The organism is Echinicola arenosa (genome assembly GCF_014841125.1).
Lineage (GTDB): Bacteria > Bacteroidota > Bacteroidia > Cytophagales > Cyclobacteriaceae > Echinicola > Echinicola arenosa.
The window spans coordinates 1-4,999 of the sequence record NZ_JACYTQ010000014.1 but is presented as its reverse complement, the minus strand read 5'-3'; the positions used below and the strand labels follow the sequence as shown (position 1 = coordinate 4,999).

General features: G+C 37.0%; 4 protein-coding genes. All 4 read right to left on the bottom strand.

Annotated elements, in window-relative coordinates; genetic code table 11:
• Positions 1 to 133: 133 nt before the first annotated feature.
• A complete protein-coding gene (locus IFO69_RS21500; protein WP_192012221.1) occupies positions 134 to 610 on the bottom strand; it encodes a carboxypeptidase-like regulatory domain-containing protein in 477 nt (158 codons plus the stop codon).
• Between the two features lie 230 nt (positions 611 to 840).
• Positions 841 to 2,757 (bottom strand): beta-L-arabinofuranosidase domain-containing protein, encoded by a 1,917-nt coding sequence (locus IFO69_RS21495; protein WP_192012220.1) that lies wholly within the window; start codon positions 2,755 to 2,757, stop codon positions 841 to 843.
• 921 nt (positions 2,758 to 3,678) lie between these two features.
• Positions 3,679 to 3,996, bottom strand: a complete 318-nt coding sequence (locus IFO69_RS21490; protein ID WP_192012219.1) for a hypothetical protein — start codon at positions 3,994 to 3,996, stop codon at positions 3,679 to 3,681.
• Positions 3,997 to 4,232: 236 nt separating this feature from the next.
• Positions 4,233 to 4,874 (bottom strand): hypothetical protein, encoded by a 642-nt coding sequence (locus tag IFO69_RS21485; RefSeq protein WP_192012218.1) that lies wholly within the window; start codon positions 4,872 to 4,874, stop codon positions 4,233 to 4,235.
• Positions 4,875 to 4,999: the final 125 nt, after the last annotated feature.

Here is a 4,999-nt window from a genome sequence, read left to right as displayed (position 1 = left end):
CAACCTCCAAAAATACAAAAGAGGAAATAGCTTTCCCCATAATTTAACCCATTCACAGCACCACTCGTTCAACACTGCATTCAGACTAGGCTGTTCCAGCCGTCAGAATGCTTAGTTATTGTACAACGGTTTTTTAATTTCCATACTTAGCTTTTCTCTCTTTATTTTGCTGTCGAATGACTTTTTTTAATTTTCTGGGATTATCAGTTGAGAAATCACTCCACGAATCTGAAACTCCGAGATAAACTTTTAAGTTAATAATTTCCTTATTTCTTAAATCAAATCTTTTTGAAAGAGAATTAAATCCTAAAGCTTTAAATTCTATATCATACTCATCTGGAGCCAAATCGATTGAAAACTTTCCATTATCATCCGTGAAAATACCTATTTCAGTAAGGTCTATTATTGCACTATTTATTGGTAGGCTATCAAGTCTGTTCAGAATTTGACCGCGTATTATTCCATAGTCCGAAGTTGAAAAGCTGTTTGATTGTAAAGTAAGTACTGATGGGATTCCCGCTTCATAAAGACAAATATCAGATTTTCCATTTTGATATGGTTTACATGCAAAGCAGAAAATGATTAGAATTAAAATCTTTAAGTGTTTCAATGTGATAGTATAACTGTTGTACAACGGCCCGGCTATGGATAGTGCGGGGGTTGAAATGCGATAGTTTTCAATCTGCGCACGATGTGAGCCAAACCAATTTTTGTGGCTTAAATTTATCAAAATAAGCCGTCAAAACTTGTTTTGGCGGAAGAGAAGGGTAGTAGCGTTGATTACAACTGAAGCCCGCATTATTTATAAGCCATTGTTGTATGTTGCGGTTATCAGATGATTTATTTATTATTAACTTGAAAAGAGACCTTTCTAAGAACGGTATTTCCTAGAGGAATCAAAGTTTTCATTTCATTACTTTCATTATTTATTAAAATATTACCTCTTAAACTTACCATAGGTTTGTCAAAAGGAAAATCGTGATTGGTGTTTTTTGTTTTAGAAAACTTAAATTCAGTGTTCCTATTCACAGAATAGTTCATGTCTTCCGAATGTATTCTACTCATTCTAACCTGGTAAAAATTGGTATCATTATGTTGCCTTAAAGTATCCGTTTTATACTCAAAAGGCATTGCGTAAACTAGAGCTCCTCTTTGAAAATAAACATCTTTATTAATATCTTTCACCTCTACTTCGAAATTAAATTTTATCGAAAAGACATTTTTCTGTTCCCATTTTCTAGAAATAACAATTTTATCTTTATAATCTTGAATTTCATTTTTATTGATTCCTTCAACCTCAATTATATTACAGCCATGAGGTTTTCTTAATACTAAATCAAAAGTTGATGCCTTACTGTTGTTCATCTCAAATTTTATTACATCAGAAAAAGGATAATCCGTTTGTTCATTTATTTGAATTTGTACATCATTTAATTGTGTTGAAAGCTGACTTGGACCGTATAGAGCAGCTACTAGCTTATTTTCTGATAAATTCTTTTTCCACATATGCTGAATATAGTAAGGCAGAACACGTCCGCCATTAAGAGCACAACAAGCAGCAGCTTTATGATAAGCATCGTAAGTTTCACGTCCACCATGATTATTTTTAGAAATATCCATTCTATTTTCGCTTGTTAAATAAGAAAGTCCTTTCAAGTCAGGAAGTCTACCTCCTTGTAGTGCGTTAAATGTCATTTTTTCAATTCTGTCCGCAATAGAAAAATCACCTGTTAAAGAAAAAATAACTCCCAAAGGGTTTATAAACTCAGTAGTAGCACAATATTCATAATAATCATTTGCAGAACCTTTCTTTTCATTAACAGCTTCGGCACATAGCATCGCTCCACCTGGTGTTGAATGGTAGTTAAGTTTTTTTATAGCTTGTTCGGCAGCAAACATTAGAGTGTCATTTGGATTTAATGTTGCCATATATTGAGGCATTAAAAAACCCTCTGCAACATGTGCTCCATGACCTTTAAACTTCAATAGTGGGTTAATCAATTTTTGTGTTTTCAAATCATCATTACTTAATTCTGCTTGACAAAAATCTTCATATAATTTTATTGAAAAATCTTTATATAACGTGTTTTGAGTAATTCTATAAAGCCATTCTAAAACTTCGAAATAACCAACTCCATGAGAAACACCGCCTTGCCCTTTTACCCAAGCTGTTTTTTCTGTATAGTGAGATATGGTAAGTTGAACTGATTTCTCGACAGCTTCTAATACTTTTTCATCTTTACTATACTCATAATAAGCCAAAATAGGCATTAGTATTCTACTTTTTGTCCATAATTCTCCATTTTCTCCCTTGTGGTTATATCTGCTATCAACACCATAGATGCCAATATATCCCGAATCGTCAATATTAGAAAGTATGGCATCCATCCATTCAACGGCTCTTTTTTTATATTTGGGATTTTCGGTTAGTAAAGCACCTCTCAAAACAGCATCTTTCCAATACCCTTCATGCTCTCCACTCCACCAACATTTTAAACCATCATACTTTTTATCAGATTCTCGATTACTATTGACAAACAATTCATAATTTACTGTTTTACCAATCTTATCAAAATTACCTGTTATACCAACATCTAAATCTCGTGATATTTGATTATAAATCCATCCTTTTGGTTTGATTTCTCCGAAAGGCAGACTTTGATTTTTTTCATAAGTACCTGTAATAGGTGTTTTACTACAACTTACAAATAATGATACTATTAGTACTAGTCTTACTAAGAAACTGGTTTTAAACATTTTTAAATATCGTGTCATTAGTTATTAAAACTTATATTATATGATTTTACACATCCCGTTACATACCGGCCCTGGCTATGGCAAGTGCGGGGCTTCGAAGCCTAATCTTTGTCCACCAAACCGAATGTTATTTAGTTGCAATGTCTTCATTTTTAAGCAGTCAGCCCGAATTTGCTATAGCCGATGTGTGTGCCCAGCATGGGCATCAGGTATCGAAGATACCAAATTATTCCAGAGGGTGAAATGCCTGTGCCGATAACTATCGGTATCCCTTATGTGCGGGAGTAGTTTCCCGAAGCATTAGCAAGTCGCAAGCTCGTTTGCTGTGAAGCATGGAGTGAAGCCCGCCTCTCGGAGGGCAGGGAAGCGAGACTGCAAACCCCGGTTCCAACGAACAGGAACTGGATACTGAGGCCCGACAGGGCGGATGAGGTAGCACATCATACTGACGTCCAAGGGTGGAAAAACCATCAGGCACCTGTCAGGTAGATCCAGTGGATATTGGGGGAAGGAATATGCCCTTATGCCGATAGGGATCGGCACGGGCTCTGGGGAGATCTTGGAATAGATTAGTTTTCTATGAGCCAAGAAGTCAGCAGAGGCCATAGTAATCAACAGGACTTGAGCTTCGTAAAACCGAAGAGTTCTCACGAGTTGATGAAGGGCCGAACGTATTGTGAAGTGAAAACCTGGCCGTCCGTCAGGCGGGTTCGATAAGGAGCCTTTGCGTAGCCTTATCTTAGAAGTATCGGAAAGGGGATGTTGGTGTAAAGAGCGGCATCCCTATGCTTTACGAACCGCCGTACCTGCCTTGTCAGCAGACAGGTAAGAGACCCGTATCCCGAAAGCTTTCGGGAGTGGTGTGTGAGGCGCACCGTGAGTTTATAGCTCACGGCCGTCTACACGATTGTAGCACGTTTTTTATTTTATTATTAATCTCCAATCAAGTTTTTCAACCTTTTGAATTGTAGTTAGTATCGCATTTTTTCCCGTCAGTCGCAAAGTGTCTGAACCATATCTAATTTCCAAATAATCCAAATCAATATCGCTAGCAAAAGGTGTATACATTGCTGTTACTATCCCAATGGTAATTGTTTCGCTTGAATCCAAAGTTACCATATTCATTTCTTGTCCTTGGATAATTATTTTCTCAGGTTCCAATCCATTTAATTGTCTAGTGTCAAGATAAGGTTGGTAAACGACTTCAATAGCTTGATTTGTTCTATTCTCTAATGTCAAGTCATGAACCGGGTCACAACTTGTCAGAACTGTGAAAAGGGATAAAATGAGCATGTAAATCCTAATTTTCAATAGTCTCTTTTTAAATGTGCTACAACGGCCCTGGCTATGGCAAGTGCGGGACTTTGAAACCGAATCTTTGTCCGCCAGACTGAATGTTATTTAGTTGTAATATTTTCATTTTTAAGCAGTCAGCCCGCATTTGCTATAGCCGATGTTGGCGGGTCGTGCTTTTTTTATTTCTTTAATTTCATCGCTTTTTTTGCTATGTCCTGAAAGTACTTTGAGTCTTTGTCGACTTGGTCTGAAGTTTTTCCAATGATTTCTCGTCTGTTCAAGTCCGAGTCAAGTCCTGTCAGTTCAATAATTCTTTTTTGTCTTTCTTTATTTTTCAAATTTTCTATTCGGCTAATTAAGTCAGAGCGAAAATCTGTTTTCTTCAGTTGTTCGTTATTTACAAGAGTCCGACATGCAGCAAAAACTTCATCTTCATTTTCTGTCTGTAAAGCAATGTCGATGAGTTTAGTTGTGTCTGGTAATGGTAACCTGCACATAACTGGATTTCCGCCACCATGATATTCAGGGTCTACTCGGTAGGAAAGCCACTCATCTCCTGTTTCTTTGTCCATGTAAGTAGCAGTCCAATTAGTTTCGTCTCGGTTCACTAAGTCAAACTGGTTCTCATACTGGTCAATTAGTTTTTGCTCAGCGATGAAATATCTTTTATGTAGTTCTGTTGTTTTCATTTTTGCATGACCGCCAACGGTCACATGTATGAAACGTTGGGGATTGTGGGCTTCGACACTGTCTGCCGAAACAAACGCTGATGTGGGGCAGAATGCTTCAATTAACCACTTAAACCCCAATGTTTTATACATGATGTTGAACGAATCCAGCTAAAGCAGGAAGCCGGCATGATTGTCCGGATCTTCCTAAATTAGCCTTATCGTAAATTTTAACATTTTAAGCTATGAAAAAAAAGCCAGACCATCATTGGAAAGGC

Excerpts from the sequence above, each read along its gene's own strand:
- IFO69_RS21485 (WP_192012218.1), bottom strand. The coding sequence starts at position 4,874 with ATGTATAAAACATTGGGGTTTAAGTGGTTAATTGAAGCATTCTGCCCC.
- IFO69_RS21495 (WP_192012220.1), bottom strand. The coding sequence starts at position 2,757 with ATGTTTAAAACCAGTTTCTTAGTAAGACTAGTACTAATAGTATCATTA.